Below are 21,773 nucleotides of genomic sequence, written 5' to 3'. Positions count from 1 at the left end.
CGTTTGAGGAAAGAATCTCGATGACTCATGCAGCCCTTGTGACAGCCGCGGGCGAGGGAAAAAGAATGGGCCGGGGTACCCCAAAGCAATACCTCGATTTGGGGGGTATTCCGATACTCGCCAGGACTCTCCTGGCTTTTGAGAACCATCCCTTGGTCGATTTAATTGTAGTGACGGTTCCGCCGGGGGATGAGGATTCGTGCAGATCAAGGATCTTGACTCCATTCAACTTGACAAAAGTCAAAGAAATCATAGTGGGTGGAGCCACGAGGCAGGCCTCGGTGTACAATGGGCTACTGCGGCTTGATGACACCGACCTGGTGGCCATACACGATGGAGTGCGTCCGCTCGTAACACCGGAAGTGATAACTGAAACATTCAAGGCGGCTGAGGCCTCTGGAGCGGCCCTGGCATGCGTGTCTGTACGTGACACCATAAAGAAAAAAAGAGGCACGCATCTGGAAACCATTCCGCGGGCAGACCTGTGGTTGGCTCATACTCCGCAGACGTTTCGAACTCGCTTGATATTGGAGGCTCACGAAAAGGCGTTGAAAGACGGTTTCTCCGGAACGGATGACGCTGCGTTAGTAGAGCGTCTGGGACATCCTGTCACCATAGTTGAAGATTCGCCCGACAATATGAAGATCACCACTCCGGAGGATTTGGACCTTGCAAAAATGGTCCTGAACCGAAGGGCTGGCAGGTAGGCCCGCCTGATGCTCTACACGGTGCCGTGTTCCAGGCAGGTCTTGGTGAAATCGTCAGCGATTTTCACGGGATACTTCCCGGTGAAGCATGCTGTGCAAAAGTGCTCCGCAGGATGGGGCATGGCTCTCATCATGCCCTCCAAGCTGAGGTAAGCCAGGGAATCAGCCCCGATAAAGTCACATACCTGCTCGACCGTATTAGCGCATGCGATCAATTCACCTTTGCTGGAGAAGTCTATGCCGTAAAAGCAAGGGTACCGGATGGGCGGGCAGCTGATCCTCATGTGGATTTCCTTTGCGCCGGCCTCACGCAGACGCCGTGTCCGGAGTCTGCTGGTGGTTCCCCTCACTATGGAGTCATCGACCACGACAACCTTCTTGTCCTTGAGCACCTCCCTCACCGGATTCAGCTTGAGCCGCACTCCAAGGTCCCGTATTGAAGGCGAAGGCTGTATGAACGTCCGGCCCACGTAGTGGTTGCGGATTACTCCGTACTCCAATGGAAGGCCGCTCCCCTGAGAAAAGCCCAGCGCTGCATAATTGCCGGATGCGGGCATGGGCACAACCATGTCTGCTCCTTCCACAGGACTTTCCAGTGCCACTTGCAGGCCCAAATGTTTTCGGACCGAATAGACACCATTCCCGAAAATCATGGAATCGGGTCGCGAAAAATAGATGTACTCGAAAATGCACATCGCGGGGGTTGATTTCCTTGGCCCCTTTATGGACCGCAAGCCGTTGCTATCCGCGATGACAATCTCACCCGGCTCCACATCTCGAATATAGTCGGCTTCTATGATGTCCAGGGCGCAGGTCTCGGATGCGAAGATGATGGCGTCGCCTTTCTTTCCTATGCAAAGGGGTCGAAATCCGTGAGGATCTCTCGATGCGAGCACTCCGTCGGGGGTCAAGAATACTAAAGACCACGCACCTCGCAAGTCCTCGAAGACCTTTATCAGCCTTTCTTCCAGGGTGCCTTTTTTGTGCAGGACCAGGTGCGCTATCAATTCGGAATCCGTGGAGGTCTGAAAAATGGCCCCCTTCGACTCCAGGTACTTCCTGACCTTCTCGACATTCACGATATTGCCGTTGTGGGCCAAAGCGAAGATTCGATCTATCTGCTCCACCAGAAAAGGCTGAGCATTGCGCAGCATAGAACTGCCTGTTGTTGAATACCGTACATGCCCTATGCCCATATTGCCCTTCAGGTCCTGAAGTGTCCCCTCTTTGAACACGTCCGCGACAAGGCCCATGCCTTTGTGGGCTTTGACGTTGCTTCCGTCACAGACCACTATGCCGGCCGATTCCTGGCCGCGATGCTGAAGTGCGTACAGTCCGAGGTATATCAGGCGTGCGGGGTCTTCGGCGCCGTAAATGCCAAAGATGCCGCACTCCTCTTTTTTGGAGGGAGATTCAAACATAACGTCCTCTTGGGAAACCGAGAAACTCATGCGGGAATTGGACTAACCACTTTTCACAATATAGCAGCTTGCTAAAGCAGTCAAGGGACCGGCGATTCCGGAAAGATCATCGGAAATGGCTCAGGCCAATGCCCTTGCATGCGAGTAGGCATGGCGGGCGCCCGGTTCCCGCGGGGCCGCTACCACATTATGGTAGGGGCCTGCGGCCCGGAAGTGTCTCAAAGCCGAATTTCAAACAAGCATCGTGGCACGAATTGGACTGCGGCCGCAGAGGTTGGGTAGCCCGGAGGCTACGGCCTCCGGGTGCCGCAGGCATGAGGGGTCTGGACCTGTAATATGGCAACAGAATGATTGATAAAAACAGCAGCGTCAAGGATTGGTTGGGCCACCAGACCTCCTGTCGCTGCGCGACCCGCGGGTGGGACCGGCATCTTGCCGGTCATTCTAATAGACAGGCTGGAAGCCTGTCCCACCGAACGTCCGGGCTACCCGGTGCGTAATACGACGGCGCGTTGTGGTTTCATTTTGAGACAGTTTCTCCCTGCCGGGCCTAAGTTGCCGGCGAGTCCAATCACCTGGCTGGGCCTGCCCCTGGCATGCGATTCACTGCAGGTCCCCAACCTGTCCTCGGGTCTTGCCCTTGGGGGATTTCCACCGGCCTCGGCATGGCCACAGAAGGGTCACCTCCCGGCGCAGCAGGCGAGGCAGTCTGTTCGCGGGGTTTGACCCGTCTTGCCTTCGTCGCACTCGACTGCTGAGTCTGTCGAGTCTGCGGACGAACGCCGGGCTGGCCCTGGACCGGCTCTCCTGACGGAGGATAGTACTGAATGGTGGTTCCATCGGGAGTAGTGGTAGTAACTCGAACGGCTCCCGAAGGCAGAGCTTCCACATCCCCGGTCGGTGGTTGGTACGGCGAATACTGGCCCGGACGCAAAGGAGCCCCGCCGGGAGGCCCCTGAGGCGGTGCAGCTTGAACCTGCGGAGCCGGTGCTGTTTGGACCGGCGGCGCACTGTACCTTACCGGGGGAGGTCCTGCCGGAGCAGGTCCTTCAGGAGGAGTCTGATAGTTCTGCCAGTCGGAATACGTGCCCTGCTGGCCGGGATAATAATACCCGGGTGTACCTTGCTGGCCATAACCTTGTGGAGGATAACTCTGCTGACCATAACCTTGCGGCGGATAGCCCTGCGGTGGGGCTTGAGGATAACCTTGAGGCGCACCGGGCTGCTGGCCGGGATACCCTTGCGGGTACATTTGCTGCTGAGCTTCTTGAGGATTCCCGTAGAACTGCTGGGTGTTAAATTGTTGCGGGTCGCCGCCACCTCCCCAGAGGCCGAGTCCTCCCGGCCCGAATAGTGAATCTAAGACGCCCTGACCAAAGGCCGGTCCTTGAAGGGCCAAGATCATCGCGCAGAGAAATATCGCTTTTCGTATCATTTTGATCCTCCAATTGGCTCAGTCGGCGAGCCGGATAAGTGAGGATAGATAAAGGCATTTCAAGCACATTGTAGTGCAGTTTATAGCACTGGCCGATTTGTGTCAAGGCATTCCTTGAGTTTATGTCTGCAACCCCTTGGGAAGTTATATGGATATTAATTGCCTGCCGCGGAAAGCCGGTCCCGGAGACCGACCGTGGAAGACCAGACCGTGTCCTCCTGGGTAACTCAAAGGTCTGAGTGTCAACGATCCTTATTGCTTGTTGATGACAACCGTAAAGGATCCCGCGTTGTTAAGGTACCATAAGCCTCGCATTTTTCGCTGCCAGGCGGTAGGGTCGCATGAGCGGTCCGGAAGAGCCGGATCGAAGAAGCACGCCTGCAATTTGTACTCATGGCCTAGCTTTTCCGATCTGTCGGCTAAGGTTGCCAGGAGCGATTTTTCGATGATGCAGTCGTTTACGAGCAGGTACAAGTAAACCTTACTCCGAGATACATTTGCCGCGCCGTACCGATGAGTGACAACTCTTCTTGAAAACTCGAGCCTGTTCTCTTTCCCGATTTTAATTACCCTCTCCGGCGCCAGGGGTCCCTCAGGGAAATCTCGCCCGTCCTTGTAAGACAGATATCCAAGAAGGCAGCCATACGGATGGTTTGGTAGAGCTTTCTTTTCTTCGATCATATCCCTATTTGCAGGATCCAATTCGAGCATTTTGTTATCCAGGTTATACTCCAAGTTTCCATCAGGGTTTCTCCAGGCAAATCGGTAGTTATTTCCCAATTGTAGGTAAAGAAGCTGTTTGGCGATTTTGAGCGTCGATTCGGCGGCTTCATCCTTGGGCAAATCATATTTTTTGTGAATTATCTCCTCAGCCTTGGTCGCGGCCAGCACTTGCTTCCAATCGGTGAAGTTCCCTGTTTCGACAAATCCGGTGGCGGTTATTTCCACTGCTTCACCGTCTTTCAGCCACACGTCGGTATAGTTCTCCATGCTGTAAGCCGGAACGGTAATCACCCTTGTTATGAAGCCTCCGGCTGTTTCGATGGTCACTCCGTTCAAATTGGCAGAGAATTTGAGGCCGCCGCGAGAGGCGCTTGCAACCCCTCTTAGGATGCCCGGCAAGAAATGATGGAGGAAAACCGTAACGCTTACCCCGAGGATAAGCAGCAAGAGAATTAGTTTGCCGAAAAGCCACCCGTCGTTCAAGATCCGAACCAGAGTCGGTCCATTTTGCGGTTTGTTTGTTGGCATCGCTTACCTCCTCCTTAAAGAAGAGCGCTTTTTCGTTACAGGAGTCGGTCAGACCGCACGGTCTTTGCCTAAGCCTCTCTGAGTTAAGCCGGGTGCTTTTGACAAGTTCCCGGCCGACTCACGGTTTTTTCGCTACATACGCTCCTATGGTCTTGCCGGGAAGCTTCACCGTGCAGGAACCTTGATCAATCGCGAGCTGTCCGGGGCCTCCTAGGTCGAGGAGATCGACGAGTTTCGTGCCGTCTGCCAACCTTTTCTTCACGCTCTCAGGTACGCCGGGATTCCCTTGCACAGGTATCCTGAGGGTGGGTGATTCTGCCGGATCGTTGTTAAGCACGACGAGAACAAAGTCGTCATCGAGGGCTCGAATGAAAGCGTAAACGTTAGGGTTGGCAGCGCCGTTCTGGCGCCATAGTTCGGTGTACCCGCCAAAACAGAGAGGTTTGGATGCTTTTCGAAGCTCGATCAGCCTTTTGGCCACTTTGAAAGTCTCATTGGGATCGGGGATGAACCTCGGGGGATTAAGCCGATATCGGTCTCGGCTGTGGACACGGTCCTCTTCAGCCCATGCCCAACGGGGCATATCGAATCGGTTGTCGGGATCATCGCCGCCGTACATGCCGATTTCTGCACCGTAATAGAGTTGCGGGATTCCCGGCAGGGCAAATAAGAGGGCCAGGGCCATATGGTATCTCTTGACGATTTCCGTTTCAGGAACACCGGGGCCCGGTGTATTGATGAAGCGGGGAAGATCGTGATTATCCAGCATGTTGACCATGTAAAGCGCTCTTTCCGGCGTGAGCAGCTCTGCTGTCCGATCAACGCTATGTGCGAGGCGATCGACGCTTCCCTGCCTGGCAATGGTATCCACCAGCGCGGAACGCAGAGGGAAATTGAACGCGGAATCGAATCCCACATTGAAATATGGCAGCAACTTTGTGAGAGACTCGGCGTCCCCGTCCATGAACACCTCGGCAATCAAGAAAATGTCCGGACGCTCTGATCTCAGAGCACCCACCCACTCCCCCAGGTAGTTCAGAGGCACATGTCTCGCTGTATCAAGCCTCACCCCGTTCATCGGAAATCTTTTGACCCACGGGACCGACATGTTGGTCAAGTAACTCTTGACCTCGCTGATTTCTTGGTTGAAATCCGGGAGTCCGGCAAGGGGGCAGTTGACAGGGTCCTTCTCGATGTCACAGTCGCCGTTCTCGTGGAACCATTCCGGCTTTTGACCGCAAATGGCGGCCCCGTACCCGGAATGATTTATGACCATGTCAAAAATCACTTTTATTTCAGTTCCCTGGCTCTGAAGGCGCTGCACTAATTGCAAGAGGTCGTCTTTGGTGCCGAGTTTCGGTTCAATTGCCTCGTCATCGGGGATTTTGAAATCCGCCCAATATCCGTGATACCCGGCGCTCTTCCGATTGGATGGGTCTTTATGAACTCCAATCTGTTTATACACTGGAGTCATCCAGAGAGCGGTTATTCCCAGATCTTTAAGATACGGGATTTGTTGTTCTAAACCAGCGAGATCTCCGCCGTGGAAGAACCTCGGATCGGACGGATAGTATGCTCCGGCGTGGCCGGCTTTGTTATTCGCTGTATCGCCATCATAGAAGCGATCCGTCATAACAAGGTATATCACCTGGGCCCGCCAGTCCCACTGAGGTTGGTTCCCGTCGGATGCATAAGAGGGCAGGTTGGCAACAAAGAAGACGAAAGCCGAGAGAAGGACGCTCAGCAGGATGGCGAATCTCTGCGCTTTGGCCTCCGAACGGTTTGGCCTGCGGCGATTCCACATTTCCCCCTCCTTTGGTTTGTGTTCATGCTATGCGGAGATCATCCGGATAGACTTTGCGTCTCCCGTGGCGAACACGAAATATAGTGCCGCGTCCTGTAACGCGCGAGCCGCAGGTAGGAACGGTTTTCGAACGAATGGACGTTATAGGGTTTGACGCTGTCTCAAAACTCGACAGGGACTCCAAATCGTGCCACGATCACAGTCGCTAGTTGACTTGTCGCCCTCATCCCAACCCTCTCCCAGAGGGTGAGGGGCCTTCGTGCTACGATTCCTACTGTTCCATGACCTTGGAGACAACTTCGTTTTTCCGCGCCGATGCTTGACCGGGTGGGCGTCCGACGCATGTCGTCCGGGTCACAGCCTTTCGGGCAATTCATTTCCCCGTGTTAAGTTTTGAAAGTTCTTGAATCTCGCGCCTGCGAAGCTTGAGCCTCTGCTCGAAAAATACCAATTGACAGCCAGGAATCAGATGAAACTCCCCCTTAAATGAGTTTACATCGGCTGCCGCACCTCGGTCAATGTCAAAAGAGAAATCAGATTAATTCGAGGCTGCGATTCCTCTCTCAGAGGCCCTCCAGGATGTATTCCCTCGTCCCCAGTCCGAGTTGCTCCGCATAGTTCAGTTGATGAACCCAGTCAATGGCGGGGTACAGAGCACGGAACTTGTCTTCTCCCGGGCTCAATGCGGTCTTCAAACTTGACAAAGGGTTTCCAGGTGCCCTGTTGACCAAATCCACGGCTGCCTGATCAATGGCAACGGGATCGAGGGAGGCAAGGATGCCAAGGTTGGGAACAATTGGTCTTTCGGAAAACGGGACACAGTCGCACAATGGTGATACGTCCATGACAAAACTCATGAATAAGGCCTTTCCCTTCTTGCGCTCAAGCACCGTAGCTGCGTACTCGACCATTTTCTCCATGAATATCGGAATGGACTCATTCCATTGCACCTGAATTGCTCCCTGAGGGCAGGCGAGTATGCATTCTGCACAACCGATACACCTTTCAGGAGTAATTTCGGCCTTGGGCTCGTCCAGGTCATCCCGGACGGCTATGGCTCCGCCTCGGCACCAAACCACGCATTCTCCACAAGCTATGCATTTGTTCTTCTTGATTTTTGGCGCAATGTTGGAGTGCTGGTCCAATTTTCCTTCGCGCGCTGCGCACCCCATTCCCAAGTTCTTGAGTGCACCTCCGAACCCCGACAGCTCATGTCCCTTAAAATGAGTCAAAACCACCAGTCCGTCGGCGTTGTGGATATCGGCGGCTAAGTGTGCGTTCTTAATGTGTCGGCCTCGAGTCGGGACCTGGATCGAGTTGTTCCCGCGCAGGCCGTCGGAGATAATCAGAGGGGCTCCGGTCACTTCTCTCGTAAACCCGTTGTCGAAGGCCGTCGTAAGGTGCGACCATGCCTCGGTCCGAGACCCCACGTACAGAGTGTTGGTGTCCGTGAGAAAAGGCTTGGCCTGTAGAGACGAGAGGCGATCCACAACCCGCCGGACGTATTGCGGGCGGATATACGCCGTGTTGCCCGCTTCTCCAAAATGAAGTTTCACCGCTACAAGGTCTTTGCGAGCGAAGAGATCGCCGGGTGACAGCTTGTCAAGCAGATCCGCCACCTTTTTGGAGACACTCCTCTTCCAATCTGCCGTCATATCGGTTATATATACTGTTGATGGCAACGATCGCAACTCCTCTCAGAGCTAGAGATGGGAGGAAATTATCTTCCAGGCTCCCTGAAATCACAAGAAGAAATTTTTTGAAAAAAGCCCGGTGCCGCGGTAAGATAAAGCATTGGATGAAAAAAGTCGAAACAGCCATCGCCGGACTAGACACTACAGGCAGGATATAAGAAACCACAGATGAAAGATCGAATCGGCGAAATGCTTCTCCGCGCTGGACTTATCGATGAGGAGAAGCTTGAGAGAGCTTTTGACCATCAACGCACGCAAGGTGGTAAGGTTGCCAGTGCCCTGATAAAACTGGAATTTCTCAATGAGGACGACCTGGTCGAGTTTCTGTCCAGACAACTCGGACTGCCGACGGTCTCCCTGGATGAAATAGACGTGGACCCGGATGCGGTTAAGCTCATCCCCACTCCGATCGCCCAGAAATACATGGCGATCCCTTATGCACACGTCAATTCCTCGCTGCACGTGGCAATGGCGGACCCGACGGACCTGAACGCCATTGATGACATCAAGTTCATGACCGACCTTTCCGTGGAGGTCAGCATCGCCACGGAATCGCAAATTCGCAAAGCCCTCGACACTTTCTACGACACCGGCTTGCAGGTCGATGACATGTTGGATGAGTTTTCCGACAGCGACCTGGACGCCATGGGGCCCGATGTCGAAGAACTGGACGTGAACGACGTCGCGAAGCTGGCAGAGGAAGCCCCGGTAGTCAAACTTGTGAACTTCCTGCTGAGAGACGCGATCGGTAAGAAAGCCAGTGACATACATATAGAGCCGTACGAAAAAATACTTCGTGTCCGTTTGCGCATAGACGGGGCGCTCTATGAAATCATGAAACCGCCTTTGAAGCTCAAGAACGCCATTACCAGCCGGTGCAAGATCATGGCGCGGCTCGATATCGCCGAAAGGAGATTGCCTCAGGACGGGCGAATTAAGCTCAAGTTGGGCAAAGGGCGGGACATGGACTTTCGTGTTTCTGTCCTGCCGACGCTTTTTGGCGAAAAAGTGGTCATGAGGCTTTTGGATAAATCCAATTTGCAGTTGGACATGACCAAGTTGGGGTTCGAGGAAAAACCGCTAAGGCATTTCAAAGAAGCCATACACAGACCTTTCGGCATGGTCCTCGTCACCGGTCCTACCGGGTCCGGGAAAACAACCACGCTGTATAGTGCTCTCTCCGAGTTGAATGCCCCTGACGTAAACATCTCTACAGCCGAAGATCCTGTCGAATTCAATCTTCATGGAATCAATCAGGTGCAGATGCACGAAGAGATAGGGCTGACTTTTGCTTCCTCGCTTCGGTCTTTTCTCCGCCAGGACCCGGATATTATAATGGTAGGCGAGATCCGCGACTTCGAGACAGCGGAAATCGCAGTAAAAGCCGCGCTCACAGGCCACATGGTTCTTTCCACTCTTCACACCAACGACGCTCCCCAGACCGTCAACCGCTTGCTGAACATGGGCGTCGAACCTTTCCTCGTGGCCAGCTCCGTCAACCTCATCCTTGCCCAACGCTTGGCAAGAAGGATCTGTCCCAGCTGCAAAAGGGAAATCGAGCCCCCTGCGGAAGCCCTTCGGGACCTCGGCGTCAAGATGGAAGAAATAGGCACATTCCCCGTTTACGAGGGGACAGGATGCGGCCAGTGCAGCAACACCGGATTCAAAGGCAGGGTGGCTCTGTACGAAGTAATGCCCATAACCGACGAAATAAAAGAACTCATCCTGGCGGGGGCTTCGGCAATGGAGCTTAAAAGAGAGGCCATCCGGCTCGGGATGGATACCCTGAGAATGGCCGGGGTGACCAAGTTGAAAGAAGGAATGACCACGGTTAATGAGGTGGGTAGAGTAACTATGGCGGATTAGGCGTGTTCACCAAGTGGCAACGAACTCCAGTGGCCGCAATGTCACCGAGAGTTGTTCAACCAGGACACCGATGAGGCGGCATTGTCGGCCTCGCTCCATTTTTCAGCGAAAGGAATCAAGTTTTGGCCAGCCTTCACGATTTTCTGAAAGAAATGGTCGAGCGCGGAGCTTCGGACCTTCACATAACTCCGGGCGTGCCGCCCATGATAAGGGTCCACGGCGAGTTGGTGCCACTGGAGTACGCCCCGTTGAAACCCCAGGAGACCCGTCAGCTCTGTTACAGCGTCCTGACGGATGTCCAAAAGCACCGTTTCGAAGAGGCCCAGGAATTGGACCTTTCTTTCGGCGTCAGGGGCTTGAGCCGATTCCGAGCCAACATCTTCATGCAAAGAGGTGCCTTGGCCGGCGCGTTCCGGCTGATACCTTATCAGATCCGTTCCTTTCAGGAACTGGGGCTGCCGTCGGTTGTCAACGATCTTTGCTCCAAGCCTAGAGGGCTCATGCTCGTGACCGGCCCCACCGGGTCCGGCAAATCTACGACTTTGGCGTCAATGATTGACAAGATCAACAGTGAACGTCGTGTTCACATTGTCACCATAGAGGACCCAATCGAGTTCACTCATCAACACAAGGCGTCAATTGTGAACCAGAGGGAGGTGCATCAGGATACCAAGGGTTTCCATGCGGCCTTGCGGTCGGTTCTCAGACAGGACCCTGACGTCGTGCTGATCGGGGAAATGAGGGACCTGGAAACCGTTGAAGCGGCCCTCACGGTCGCTGAGACCGGTCACCTGACCTTTGGGACCCTACATACCAATTCATGCGTGCAGACTATTAATCGAATTATTGACGTGTTTCCCGCGCACCAACAACCCCAGGTTCGGGCGCAATTAAGCTTTGTGCTGGAAGGAGTCATGTGTCAGAGCCTCATTCCTACCATGGACGGAAAGGGTAGGGCGTTGTGCCTGGAGATCATGGTTCCGAACGCTGCAATCAGAAACCTAATCCGAGAGGACAAGGTTCATCAGATCTATTCCCAGATTCAAGTGGGACAAGCCAAGTCGGGCATGCAGACAATGAATCAGTCGCTCTTCTTCCTCTGGCAAAGGAGGATCATCTCGTTTGACGACGCGATGTCCAGATCTTCAGATCCTGACGAACTCAAGCAGATGATGGGGGGCGCAATGAAAGGAATCAAGAAAGGGTAAGCCGTGCATTTTCTTCTTCTCGCAAGGTCTATCTAGGGAGAACAACCGATGCCTGAATACGTTTGGAGAGCCAGGACTACGGCCGGCAACACGATCAAGGGGGAGATGAATGAGGTCAATGAATCGGTAGTCATGACCAAACTGCGTAGGATGAACTACGCGGATATCAAGGTAAAGAAAAAACCGAAAGACCTACTCGAAAACGTAGAGTTTTTTCAACCTAAGGTCGGCACCAAGGATGTCGTCATATTTACGCGTCAGTTTGCTACGATGATAGACGCTGGACTTCCTTTGGTGCAATGCCTGGAAATCTTGGCCAGCCAGCAGGAAAACAAGACCTTCAAGAAGATTCTCGGCCAGGTGAAGCAATCGGTGGAAGGCGGGAGCACTTTTGCAGACGCGCTCAAGCCGCATCCAAAGGTGTTCGATGATCTATTTGTGAACTTGATACACGCAGGAGAAACGGGCGGTATTCTGGATACTATTCTGCGAAGATTGGCAGGCTTCATGGAAAAGGCCCAGGCCCTCAAACGCAAGGTCAAGGGGGCCATGGTTTATCCGGCAGTGGTCGTGACTATCGCCGTGTCGGTCGTCACAGTCTTACTCGTATTCGTTATTCCCGTTTTCAAGGAGATGTTCGAGGGCGCCGGGGAGAAATTGCCGGGCCCGACTCTCTTCGTGCTGGCGTTGAGCGAATTTGTCCAGAAGTATGTAATTTACATGATAATTTTGCTGGCAATCCTTGGGTACGCTTTTCGCCGGTTCTATCAGACTGAAAAGGGCAGGATGATTGTGGACCGGTTTGCCTTAAGGACCCCGGTTTTTGGGATGCTTTTGAAAAAAGTGGCTGTGGCACGGTTCTGCGCCACGTTGGGCACTATGATATCCAGCGGTGTGCCGATCCTGGATGCGCTGGAAATTACAGCAAGGACGGCCGGAAACGTAATCATCGAACGAGCCATTATGAACACCCGCACGGCCATTGCCGAAGGCCGTACCATTGCGGAGCCCCTTATGGAGACAGGGGTTTTTCCCGGAATGGTTGTAAGAATGATAGCGGTAGGGGAAGCTACGGGAGCGCTCGATGCAATGTTGGCAAAGATATCGGAGTTCTACGATGAGGAGGTGGATGCTGCTGTTGAGGCCCTTACACAGCTTATGGAGCCGATCATGATCGTGTTTCTGGGCGGGGTATGTGGTGGATTGGTTATCGCCATGTATCTTCCGGTTTTTTCTATGGCTGGAGCTGTTTCACAGGCAAAATAGGTTCAAGTTCCAACCTTCGGCTTCTGCTGCCGCGGCAGACTTACCGCAACAAATAGAGGCTTGCCATGCCTCTTTTTTGTTTCTTGCCTCCCCGGACGCCGTGCCATGTGAAAGGAATTCGCGATCGAACAGGCGACCCTGTTGAAGGCCGGCAAGTTCTTTTCTTGAATACGCATCGGTGTTAAAAGGCGAGTCGTTTCTGTGTCTTGGCAGAGAGACAGTCGTCGTGCGCTGTTACAGCTATCCCCGCACGACGCTGGTGGCGATCGCCTTGACTTTTCAGGGGGGAAAGGATAAAAACCCGGTCTGATCTTGAGAAAAACTCAGGAGACATCTCAGTTGGCTGAAGATTTACCTAAAAGCAACAAACCTGCGGCTTCCTCTTTGATGGACGTGCGCTTAAATAAGATCCGCGAACTCGAAGCGCTCGGGATACCCGCGTTCTCGACGGGATTCAGCCCGAATATGAGCGCTGCCGGGTTCAAGGAGAGGTTCTTAGCCGTCGACGAACTGGACGAATCGGGAGATCCGATTCAAATGGCCGGGCGCATTGTGGCCATGAGAGTACTCGGCAAAGCCGCGTTTGCCAGGATTCTGGACGCCACTGGACATTTTCAGGCCTATTTTACGAAAGATACCCTGGGAGCGGAAGCCTATCAGTTGGTCAAGAAACTGGACGTCGGCGACATTGTGGGCGTGAGTGGTAGGCCGTTCCGAACCCGGACAGGAGAATTGAGCGTCCTCACCGACAAGATGGTAATTCTCACGAAATCGCTCAGACCTCTTCCCGAAAAATGGCATGGGCTTTCGGATGTGGAAACAAGGTATCGACAGCGTTATCTGGATCTCATCGTCAATCCGTCCGCTCGTGAAATCGTGAAGGCGAGAAGCCGCATTATCACATTTGTAAGAGATTTTCTGGCCCGCCGGGATTTCCTGGAAGTAGAGACCCCCATGATGCAGCCCATCCCCGGTGGAGCAACTGCACGGCCTTTCGAGACCTTTCACCATGCGTTGAACCGAGAGCTGTACCTGCGGATAGCGCCGGAACTCTATCTCAAGAGACTGCTGGTCGGCGGCTTTGAAAGGGTCTTTGAGATAAACCGGAACTTTCGGAACGAGGGAATATCCACCCAACATAATCCCGAATTCACCATGCTCGAATTCTATCAGGCTTACAGCACGTACGAAGACCTTATGAGCCTTACCGAGGAAATGATTTCCAGCCTGGCAAAGGAGATCATCGGCGGATTCCGATTGGCCTATGGTGAGCGAGAAGTGGATCTCACCCCCCCCTGGCCGAGGCTGACTGTGCGAGAAGCCCTTCTGAGGTATGGGGGGCTGACCGCAGATCAGGTGGATGACCGCAATGCGGCTTTCATAAGAGCAGTGGACGCCGGTCTGGACGTGGACAAAGACGTCTCTCTGGGGAAGCTCAAGATGGATCTTTTTGACCACCTTGTGGAACCTCAGCTTTGGGGTCCGGTCTTTATCCACAAGTATCCGGTTGAAGTTTCACCCCTGGCTCGCCGAAACGACGAGGACCCCACCGTCACAGACCGTTTCGAACTCTACATATGCGGAAGGGAAATGGCCAACGCTTTCACGGAGCTTACCGATCCTTTGGATCAGCGAAGCCGCTTCGAGGAACAGGTTCAGGCAAGAGCTTCGGGAGACGAGGAGGCGCATTTCCTCGATGAGGATTTTCTCAGGGCTTTGGAATACGGCATGCCCCCGGCCGCCGGTGAAGGCATCGGAATCGACAGGTTGGTGATGCTGTTGACCGACGCCCAGTCCATTCGAGAGGTGATTCTGTTCCCGCACATGAGGCAAGAAAAAGGGTTGGGATGAACTTACCCTTCGAGATCAGCGTAGGCCTCAGGTATATGAAGGCCAAGCGCAAGCAGGCGTTCATCTCCGTGATCAGCGCGTTCAGCGTTCTGGGAGTCATGCTCGGTGTCATGACGCTGATAATCGTTCTCGGTGTCATGAACGGCTTTGAGAAGGACCTCAAGGAGAAAATTCTGGGCACCGTTTCCCACCTGGTCGTAATGAGCCATTCCAGTAGGACGGTCACAGGCTGGGACCAGTTGATGGACCGGATCAAGGTCTTCGACGGGGTTGAGGCCACCACACCGTACATCTACGGCCAAGCGATGATTTCAACTCACGGGAAAGTGCGGGGAGTAGTTGTGCGGGGGATAGACACCGAGACTGCCGGTAAAGTGATCTCCCTACCCCGATATCTGCAGAGCGGCTCACTTCAGGAGCTGACGCAGGTCGCGGACGGCCTGGGCGGCGTCATAGTGGGAAAAGAACTGGCTCTGTCCGCCTCCATGAGGGTCGGCGACTTAATACAGCTAATTTCGCCTCAAGGGAAAAGGACCCCCATTGGGGCAATTCCGCGCGTCCAGAATTTTCGCATCATAGGGCTCTTTGAATCCGGGATGTACGAATTTGATGCGAACCTTGTTTACATGGAGTTGTCTCAAGCTCAAAAATTCTTTGAGCTGGGTGACGGAGTAACGGGCATAGAAGTGATGCTTAAAGACATCTATTCAGCCCCCAAATTGGGCAATCGTATCGAATCGGCCTTAGGTCCCCCCTTCTGGACCCGAACATGGGGAGACATGTACAGGAATCTTTTCAGCGCCTTGAAACTCGAAAAGATCGCTATGTTTATCATCCTCACATTTATCGTGCTGGTAGCCGCGTTCAACATCATCATATCCCTCATCATGCTGGTCATGGAAAAGAGCAGGGATATCGCAATACTGAAGGCTCTGGGCGCTACATCGGAACGAATCATGCGCATATTCATCGTCCAGGGCATGGTGGTGGGGGTAGTAGGGACCGCCCTGGGCGCGGTTGCCGGCATTGTGGGATCGGCTCTGCTGGCCAGATACCGCATCATTGAGCTGCCCAAGGATATTTACACCATATCCACGCTTCCGGTGTCCGTGGAGCCGTTGGATGTAGTGATAGTGTGTGTGGTGGCTGTCACCATATGCTTCCTTGCTACGCTTTATCCGTCCTTGCGAGCGGCGCGCCTGGAGCCGGTGGAGGCGCTCCGTTATGAGTGAGGCCTTCATCTATGAAATCAATGAAGTGTGGAAGACCTATTCCAATGGCAGCAAGACGGTTGAAGTCCTGCGCGGGGTGGACTTGTGCGTCCGGCCTGGAGAAACGTTGGCTGTTACCGGTCCTTCCGGGGTTGGAAAGAGTACGTTGCTCCATTTGCTGGGGCTGCTTGACAGGCCGGGTAAAGGAACGCTGTTGCTTGATGGAGCGGATACCGATGTGCTCAACGAAAGTGAACGAGCCGGACTGAGGAACAAGCGCATCGGGTTCGTATTCCAGTTCTTTCAGCTTCTGCCGGAGTTTTCCGCGCTTGAGAACGTCGTAATGCCGGGTCTCATTGCAGGAGCGCCACTGGGAGAAATCAAAACCAGGGCACTCAAGCTTCTCGACGAAGTGGGGCTTTCCCAAAGAGCTACTCACAGGCCAGGCGAAATGTCCGGGGGAGAGCAACAGCGAGTTGCAATCGCCCGCGCGTTAATCATGAATCCGGACGTGCTGCTGGCAGACGAGCCCACCGGAAACCTCGACCCGGATACCGGAACTGAGATAGAGTCCCTCATGAAGGAGTTGAACCGCTACCGGAACACCACCTTGATAGTCGTCACACACAAAGAATCCCTTGCTCGCTCCATGGACAGGAGGGTGGGCCTGGTGGCGGGAAAACTCGAGGAGCTTCAATGAAGAGGCTTCTGTTTTTCATAGTCCTGTTCTTGCTCGTTCCTCTCGTTTTGTGGGCGCAATCCCAGAAATTCAGTAAGATCATGATCTTCCCGTTCAAGATCGTTTCCAAAGGGGAACTTGCGGAGTACAGTACTGAATTCTCGGGGGCCCTCGGCTCCGAATTGACTCGTGAAGGAGATGTTGAACTTCTATCCGGCCAACCCTTTCAATCGGCTGTTCAAGACAGAAAGGTAGATCCAACTCGCTTGCTGCGCATCGGGGAGCGAATGGGTGCCCAAGCGGCCATTTGGGGGACGGTCACCAAATTGGATGACGGGTACAGCGTCGAGTTGTGGGTCGTTGACAAGGAACACGCTCAAAGGCCGCGATTGTTTTCTGCCAATGGAAAAGACATGGAGGAACTGAGCAATCGCGTCAAGGAATTGGCCCCTGAGATTGGTGACCTCGTTCTTAAGAGGCCCAAGATAGGCGAAATTAAGATTGAAGGAAATAAAAGGATTGAAAAGGACGCAATTCTCCACAAGTTGGAGGTAAAGCCCGGGTCCTTCTTCCGCAAATCGGCTATCGGCAATGAAATCAGAGAGATCTACTCGATGGGATACTTCGAGGATGTCCAGATTGATGCCGAGGGCACGCCGGAAGGCACTATAGATCTCAAAGTGACGGTCAAGGAGCGGCCGTCCATAGGAACGATAGAGATCGAAGGTAATAAGCTTTTCGCCAAGGACGAGATCCTCGATACCTTGACCACGAAATCCCGCGCGGTTGCGAGCAATGAAAAGATCCGAGACGACATCGAAAAAATTAAAAAAATGTACGAGAAATCCGGCTATTATCAGCCGAAAATCGAATACGAAATAAAGGACCTTTCTCAAAACGAGGCCAAACTGGTTTTCAAGATAGACGAAGGTCAAAAGAGCTATCTCACCGACATAGTCCTTGAAGGGCGAAAAAAGCTACCTGAGTCTGAAGCGCGAAAGCTGATGACCCTGAAGCCAAAGAGTTGGTTCTGGTTCCTCGACGACTCCGGTACTTTTACCAAAGACAAATTGGAAGAAAACCGCATGCGGCTCACCGTGGCCTACATGGACAACGGCTTCATCGAGGTCCAGGTGGGGGCCCCCAAGATGGATTTCAAGGATAGGTCCGTTACCGTGACGTATCCGATCCGTGAGGGGAACAGGTACCAGGTGCGAACGGTTAAAGTTGATGGCGACCTGGTCGAACCTGCGGAGAAATTTATCCCGGTATTGCAGGTCAAGCCCAAAACTTGGTTCCGTCGGTCTCTTGTGGGTGATGACATCAAGGCGCTCACCAAGATTTACAATAACTTAGGCTACGCATACGTGGACATCGAGCCTCGGCAAAAGATAAATGAGAAGCATGAATTTGTAGACCTGGTTTACCATATAACCAAAGGGGAGCGCGTTACCATCGAGAAGGTGGACGTAGCCGGCAATGAACGAACACGAGACAAGATTATTCGAAGGTCCCTTGCCATTAGCGAAGGAGATCTCTATAGCGCTGACAGGTTTGATGCGACCAAGAGCAGGCTTGAAGGTACGGATTTCTTCGAAGCGGTGAGACTCAAGACATCCCCCGGTTCCCGGCCCGACCTCATGAATGTGACGGTCGAGGTCCTGGAAAAGAAGACCGGCTCCTTGTCGGCAGGCCTGGGCTATTCCTCGCAGGACGGCGCGATGGGTAACGTCAACCTTCAGGAGAAGAACCTCTTCGGATTAGGGATCATGGCCAATGCCAAGGCAAATCTCTCCGGCAGAAGGAACTCCTATGAGGGATCGGTCACTTACCCGTGGATCTTTGATCTGTCTCTTAGCGGCACGGTCCGGGGATATAAGTCAATGATGAAGGAATCCAACTATTACCGAGACAGTGAAGGATTCAGCGTTCATCTTGGGCATCCGTTGTACGGCTTTTGGACCATGTCTACCGGCTTCTCCCGCGATTCGAGCAAACTTACCGGATTCGAACAAGGATTCGCCCGATCCATAGTGGAGTACTACAAGCAGTATGGAACGGTGGCCCAGAAGTTCACGAATGTATCCGACAACGCGGTCTCTCTTAGCGTGGGCAGAGATACCCGCAACCATCCCATGATTCCCAGCGGAGGAAGTAAGGTTTCGTTTGCGAGCCGATTTTCAGGGTTTGGTGGTGACTTGGCTTTTGCCAGTCACATGGCGGATATGAGCTATTATTACCCGTTATTCTGGCGGGCTATCGTCAAAGTGCACACCAGCGGCTCGCTGCTACACGAAGTCGGGCCCGACCCCATCCCGTTTGACCGCCGACTTCTGCTCGGTGGAATAGGCAGTGTTCGAGGCTACCAGTTCGGCCAAATAGGACCGCGCGATCGATACGGCAATATAATAGGAGGCGACAGATCGCTGTACACCAACTTGGAATGCCTTTTCCCCCTTGTGGATCAACTCAAGCTGAATGGAGTGGTTTTCTTTGACGTGGGAAATGCCTGGAACGCCTCCGAAAGCCCCTTCTTGACGACCGCCAAGGCCGGGGCCGGTGTAGGGATTCGCTGGGTTTCCCCAATGGGGCCTCTCCGCATAGAATATGGCTGGAAAGTTAGCCCGGAAAAGGGCGAGACGCCGGGTGCCGTGGCCTTTTCAATGGGCCAGCTCTTTTGATATTACACATTTTCCGGGAGTAATCGGGCTTTCCCCTGGGATTGCACCGGCTCCGGGCAGGCGAAACACTAGACCGACGACATCCGGATCTCTGTTGCATCAGGTAGGTGTCCGATCCGGAACAGTATGGATTCCATGTAACGCAGGGCCGCTATCTTCATTTCGGGAGGAGTTGCGGCCTAAGAACTTAACAAAGAACAAAGGAGTGGTTTGATGAAGAAAAGTATCTTGATAGCCCTTTGGGCCATTGTTTGCGCTGCATTCGTTTTTTCCGGCGTCTGCGTCGCGCAGGAGGGCAAGATGGCCTTCGTTGACTTTGCCAAATTTGCGAATGCGTCCAAAAAAGCGCAGGACCAACAAAAGAAGTTCCAGGACAAAGTAATCCAGAAGCGGACAGAGTTGGAGAATAAGAAAAAAGAACTCGATGCGATCCAGGAAAAGATCCAGAAACAGGGCCCCATGCTCAAGGAAGACACCAGGAATCAGCTGATCAAGGAATTGGGGATCAAGGAAATGGAGCTGAAGCTGGGCGAAAAAGAAGCCCAGAACGCTCTGCAAAACGACCAGCGCGAAGCACAGGATTCCTTCCGGCGAGACATAGCGAAAATAATATCCGCGATCCGGACGGAAAAGCACCTTACCTTGGTTTTCGATTCGGGAGCACTGCTTGCGGCAGATGATGCGTTGGACATCACAGACGAAGTCGCCAAGCGATACGACGCAGAGGCCGGCACTTCCAAAGCCCCTGCCCCCGCTGCTCCAAAGAAGCCGGCTCCTGCGCCCGCCCCCCCTGCTAAGAAACCTGCGGCCCCGGCGAAATGATCCGGAAGGGACAGTCTTTGAAAAAATGGTGACATTTACCCTGGAGCAATTGGCCGGATTTCTGGGCGGGCAGGCCTCGGAGTCGCCCGGACCTGAGATTGCGGGTGTGCGGCCCATTGAGCATGCCGGCGAAAAGGACATAACCTACGTCGCCAATGCACGATTTCTCCAGCAACTGGCCCAGAGTTCGGCAGGGGCTGTGATCGTTCCGCCGAACTTGGACCCCGGTTCACGACCTCATATCAGGTCGGGTAACCCGGAAGCGGCTTTCGCGCGCCTGACGGCCTTGTACTATCCTTACCCGGCACCACCGGCGGGTGTTTCCTCCAAGGCCGAAGTCCATCCGGAATGCACGCTGGGACAGGATGTCTCGGTAGGGCCGTACGCTGTCCTGGGCAAGGGCGCGGTTGTGGGGGACCGTTCGGTCATAGGCCCGCACGTCGTAGTCGGAGAGCACGTTGAAATAGGTGAGGAAACACGGATATTCCCGAACGTAACGATTTATCCGAGAGTTAGAATCGGTCGACGGGTTATTATTCATTCAGGCGCGGTCATCGGTTCCGACGGTTTCGGGTTCGCGAGGGACCAGGACCATCAAGGAAACTTCGTCAACGTGAAGAAATACCAGAGCGGCACTGTGGAAATTGAAGATGACGCGGAGATCGGGGCCCTTTGTGCTGTGGACCGGGCGTTGGCCGGAGCCACACGTATAGGAAAGGGTGTAAAGCTGGATAACCTGATTCAGATAGCTCACAATGTCTCCATCGGTGACGGCACGGTCATCGCCTCTCAATCAGGAATTGCCGGGAGTTCGTCCGTCGGTCGTTTCGGAATGATTGGTGGGCAAGTGGGGGTAAGGGATCATGTGCGTATCGGCGACGGTGTGATCCTTGCCACCCGTGTCGGAATATACAGAAATGTCCCCGATGGCTCGGTCATGGCCGGCTCGGTCCCGGCTATGCCCCACAGTGTGTTTCTGCGAGTGCAGTCGCTTTTCAAGAGGCTTCCGGAGATCCTGGAGAGGATCAGAAAACTGGAAAACCTCGTTTTATCGAACCGCAAGGAAGTGCAATGATTCATCCCACGGCAGTTGTCCATCCGGGAGCGTCCATAGGTGAAGCCGTCTCCATCGGTCCTTACTGCGTGGTCGGTGAGAACGTCGTGATTCACGAAGGCTGTGAAATAGGGCCTCACGTTACCATCGAGGGACGTACGACGATCGGCGCCCAAACACGCATTTTTCAATTCGCCTGCATAGGCGGGGCTCCTCAAGACTTCTCCTACAGAGGAGAGGACACGCGCGTGGAAATTGGCTCCCGTGTTATAGTAAGGGAGTACGTCACCATCCATCGCGGAACCTCCAGGGGGAGAGAAGCCACAGTAATCGGAGACGACTGTTATCTAATGGCCTACTGTCACGTGGCGCACGATTGCACCCTCGGCCCCGGCGTCATCATGGCAAATTCGGCCCACCTGGGAGGTCATATAGAAATCGGCGCACACGCCATTCTGGGAGGCATCGTGGCCGTACACCAGTTCGTAAGGGTGGGAGAGTACGCCCTCGTGGGTGGCGTGTCGGGAGTGGCTAAGGATGTTCCGCCGTACACCCTGGCCTCTGGCGCCAGAATCTATGTTTATGGCCTGAACGAGGTCGGTCTCAGGCGCAATCGTTTTCCTCGCGAGACCATCCTAAAACTCAAGAAGGCCTTCAAAATTGCATTTCGTTCGTCGTTAAGGGTGGAACAGGCTGTTCAGAAGATCCGAACAGAGATGCCGGAGGTGCCCGAGGCACTGAGGTTTGCCGAGTTCCTCGCCACGTCCAAGCGTGGCACAGCACGCGTCTCGCTCAGCCGGCACGCATTCCGGGCGGTTTGAGT

Annotated in this window: 16 protein-coding genes; 11 read left to right on the top strand and 5 right to left on the bottom strand. The window is 53.9% G+C overall.

Annotation, left to right across the window (positions count from 1 at the left end; translation table 11 throughout):
• Positions 1 to 20: 20 nt before the first annotated feature.
• Entirely contained in the window at positions 21 to 707 is a 687-nt protein-coding gene (gene ispD, locus HY913_13260; protein ID MBI4964241.1) for a 2-C-methyl-D-erythritol 4-phosphate cytidylyltransferase, read from the top strand.
• A 14-nt stretch (positions 708 to 721) separates the two neighbouring features.
• On the opposite strand, the gene HY913_13255 is transcribed toward ispD, so the two are convergent.
• The 5 genes from HY913_13255 to HY913_13235 form a co-directional block, all read right to left on the bottom strand.
• A complete protein-coding gene (locus HY913_13255) occupies positions 722 to 2,128 on the bottom strand; it encodes an amidophosphoribosyltransferase (protein ID MBI4964240.1) in 1,407 nt (468 codons plus the stop codon).
• Between the two features lie 571 nt (positions 2,129 to 2,699).
• The gene (locus HY913_13250) at positions 2,700 to 3,563 is read right to left on the bottom strand and encodes a hypothetical protein (GenBank protein ID MBI4964239.1); all 864 of its coding nucleotides are present in this window, start codon (positions 3,561 to 3,563) and stop codon (positions 2,700 to 2,702) included.
• Positions 3,564 to 3,815: 252 nt separating this feature from the next.
• On the bottom strand, positions 3,816 to 4,814 hold the full coding sequence (locus tag HY913_13245) for a hypothetical protein (GenBank protein MBI4964238.1): 999 nt from the start codon (positions 4,812 to 4,814) through the stop codon (positions 3,816 to 3,818).
• A 118-nt stretch (positions 4,815 to 4,932) separates the two neighbouring features.
• Positions 4,933 to 6,618, bottom strand: a complete 1,686-nt coding sequence (locus HY913_13240) for a glycosidase (GenBank protein MBI4964237.1) — start codon at positions 6,616 to 6,618, stop codon at positions 4,933 to 4,935.
• 563 nt (positions 6,619 to 7,181) lie between these two features.
• Entirely contained in the window at positions 7,182 to 8,300 is a 1,119-nt protein-coding gene (locus HY913_13235; GenBank protein ID MBI4964236.1) for a DUF362 domain-containing protein, read from the bottom strand.
• A gap of 180 nt (positions 8,301 to 8,480) precedes the next feature.
• Here HY913_13235 and pilB point away from each other — a divergent pair, with 180 nt between their 5' ends.
• The 10 genes from pilB to lpxA all read left to right on the top strand — a co-directional run bounded on the left by pilB (position 8,481) and on the right by lpxA (position 21,771).
• A complete protein-coding gene (gene pilB / locus HY913_13230) occupies positions 8,481 to 10,178 on the top strand; it encodes a type IV-A pilus assembly ATPase PilB (GenBank protein MBI4964235.1) in 1,698 nt (565 codons plus the stop codon).
• 122 nt (positions 10,179 to 10,300) lie between these two features.
• The gene (locus HY913_13225; protein ID MBI4964234.1) at positions 10,301 to 11,386 is read left to right on the top strand and encodes a type IV pilus twitching motility protein PilT; all 1,086 of its coding nucleotides are present in this window, start codon (positions 10,301 to 10,303) and stop codon (positions 11,384 to 11,386) included.
• A 48-nt stretch (positions 11,387 to 11,434) separates the two neighbouring features.
• Positions 11,435 to 12,652, top strand: coding sequence for a type II secretion system F family protein (locus HY913_13220; protein ID MBI4964233.1), 1,218 nt, complete (start codon positions 11,435 to 11,437; stop codon positions 12,650 to 12,652).
• Between the two features lie 387 nt (positions 12,653 to 13,039).
• On the top strand, positions 13,040 to 14,503 hold the full coding sequence (lysS, locus tag HY913_13215) for a lysine--tRNA ligase (GenBank protein MBI4964232.1): 1,464 nt from the start codon (positions 13,040 to 13,042) through the stop codon (positions 14,501 to 14,503).
• Positions 14,500 to 15,735 carry a lipoprotein-releasing ABC transporter permease subunit gene (locus tag HY913_13210; protein MBI4964231.1) on the top strand — a complete coding sequence of 412 codons (1,236 nt, stop codon included), beginning with the start codon at positions 14,500 to 14,502 and terminating at the stop codon, positions 15,733 to 15,735. Before lysS ends, HY913_13210 begins: the two co-directional genes overlap by 4 nt.
• Complete coding sequence (locus tag HY913_13205; protein MBI4964230.1) at positions 15,728 to 16,414, top strand: ABC transporter ATP-binding protein; 687 nt, start codon at positions 15,728 to 15,730, stop codon at positions 16,412 to 16,414. Before HY913_13210 ends, HY913_13205 begins: the two co-directional genes overlap by 8 nt.
• Positions 16,411 to 19,074 carry an outer membrane protein assembly factor BamA gene (gene bamA, locus HY913_13200; protein ID MBI4964229.1) on the top strand — a complete coding sequence of 888 codons (2,664 nt, stop codon included), beginning with the start codon at positions 16,411 to 16,413 and terminating at the stop codon, positions 19,072 to 19,074. The genes HY913_13205 and bamA overlap by 4 nt, the downstream gene beginning before the upstream one ends.
• A 213-nt stretch (positions 19,075 to 19,287) precedes the next feature.
• On the top strand, positions 19,288 to 19,896 hold the full coding sequence (locus HY913_13195) for an OmpH family outer membrane protein (protein ID MBI4964228.1): 609 nt from the start codon (positions 19,288 to 19,290) through the stop codon (positions 19,894 to 19,896).
• Positions 19,897 to 19,921: 25 nt separating this feature from the next.
• A complete protein-coding gene (lpxD, locus tag HY913_13190; protein ID MBI4964227.1) occupies positions 19,922 to 20,971 on the top strand; it encodes a UDP-3-O-(3-hydroxymyristoyl)glucosamine N-acyltransferase in 1,050 nt (349 codons plus the stop codon).
• A complete protein-coding gene (lpxA, locus tag HY913_13185; protein ID MBI4964226.1) occupies positions 20,968 to 21,771 on the top strand; it encodes an acyl-ACP--UDP-N-acetylglucosamine O-acyltransferase in 804 nt (267 codons plus the stop codon). Before lpxD ends, lpxA begins: the two co-directional genes overlap by 4 nt.
• Positions 21,772 to 21,773 lie beyond the last annotated feature (2 nt).

The sequence above is a fragment of the Desulfomonile tiedjei genome, assembly GCA_016212925.1.
Taxonomy (GTDB): domain Bacteria; phylum Desulfobacterota; class Desulfomonilia; order Desulfomonilales; family Desulfomonilaceae; genus JACRDF01.
The sequence above is the reverse complement of the archived record's forward strand: the minus strand, read 5'-3'. Positions and strand labels throughout refer to the sequence as shown.

Coding starts and splice junctions, on each gene's coding strand:
- ispD (MBI4964241.1), top strand. CDS start 21: ATGACTCATGCAGCCCTTGTGACAGCCGCGGGCGAGGGAAAAAGAATG.
- HY913_13255 (MBI4964240.1), bottom strand. CDS start 2,128: ATGTTTGAATCTCCCTCCAAAAAAGAGGAGTGCGGCATCTTTGGCATT.
- HY913_13250 (MBI4964239.1), bottom strand. CDS start 3,563: ATGATACGAAAAGCGATATTTCTCTGCGCGATGATCTTGGCCCTTCAA.
- HY913_13245 (MBI4964238.1), bottom strand. CDS start 4,814: ATGCCAACAAACAAACCGCAAAATGGACCGACTCTGGTTCGGATCTTG.
- HY913_13240 (MBI4964237.1), bottom strand. CDS start 6,618: ATGTGGAATCGCCGCAGGCCAAACCGTTCGGAGGCCAAAGCGCAGAGA.
- pilB (MBI4964235.1), top strand. CDS start 8,481: ATGAAAGATCGAATCGGCGAAATGCTTCTCCGCGCTGGACTTATCGAT.
- HY913_13220 (MBI4964233.1), top strand. CDS start 11,435: ATGCCTGAATACGTTTGGAGAGCCAGGACTACGGCCGGCAACACGATC.
- lysS (MBI4964232.1), top strand. CDS start 13,040: ATGGACGTGCGCTTAAATAAGATCCGCGAACTCGAAGCGCTCGGGATA.
- HY913_13210 (MBI4964231.1), top strand. CDS start 14,500: ATGAACTTACCCTTCGAGATCAGCGTAGGCCTCAGGTATATGAAGGCC.
- HY913_13205 (MBI4964230.1), top strand. CDS start 15,728: ATGAGTGAGGCCTTCATCTATGAAATCAATGAAGTGTGGAAGACCTAT.
- bamA (MBI4964229.1), top strand. CDS start 16,411: ATGAAGAGGCTTCTGTTTTTCATAGTCCTGTTCTTGCTCGTTCCTCTC.
- HY913_13195 (MBI4964228.1), top strand. CDS start 19,288: ATGAAGAAAAGTATCTTGATAGCCCTTTGGGCCATTGTTTGCGCTGCA.
- lpxD (MBI4964227.1), top strand. CDS start 19,922: ATGGTGACATTTACCCTGGAGCAATTGGCCGGATTTCTGGGCGGGCAG.
- lpxA (MBI4964226.1), top strand. CDS start 20,968: ATGATTCATCCCACGGCAGTTGTCCATCCGGGAGCGTCCATAGGTGAA.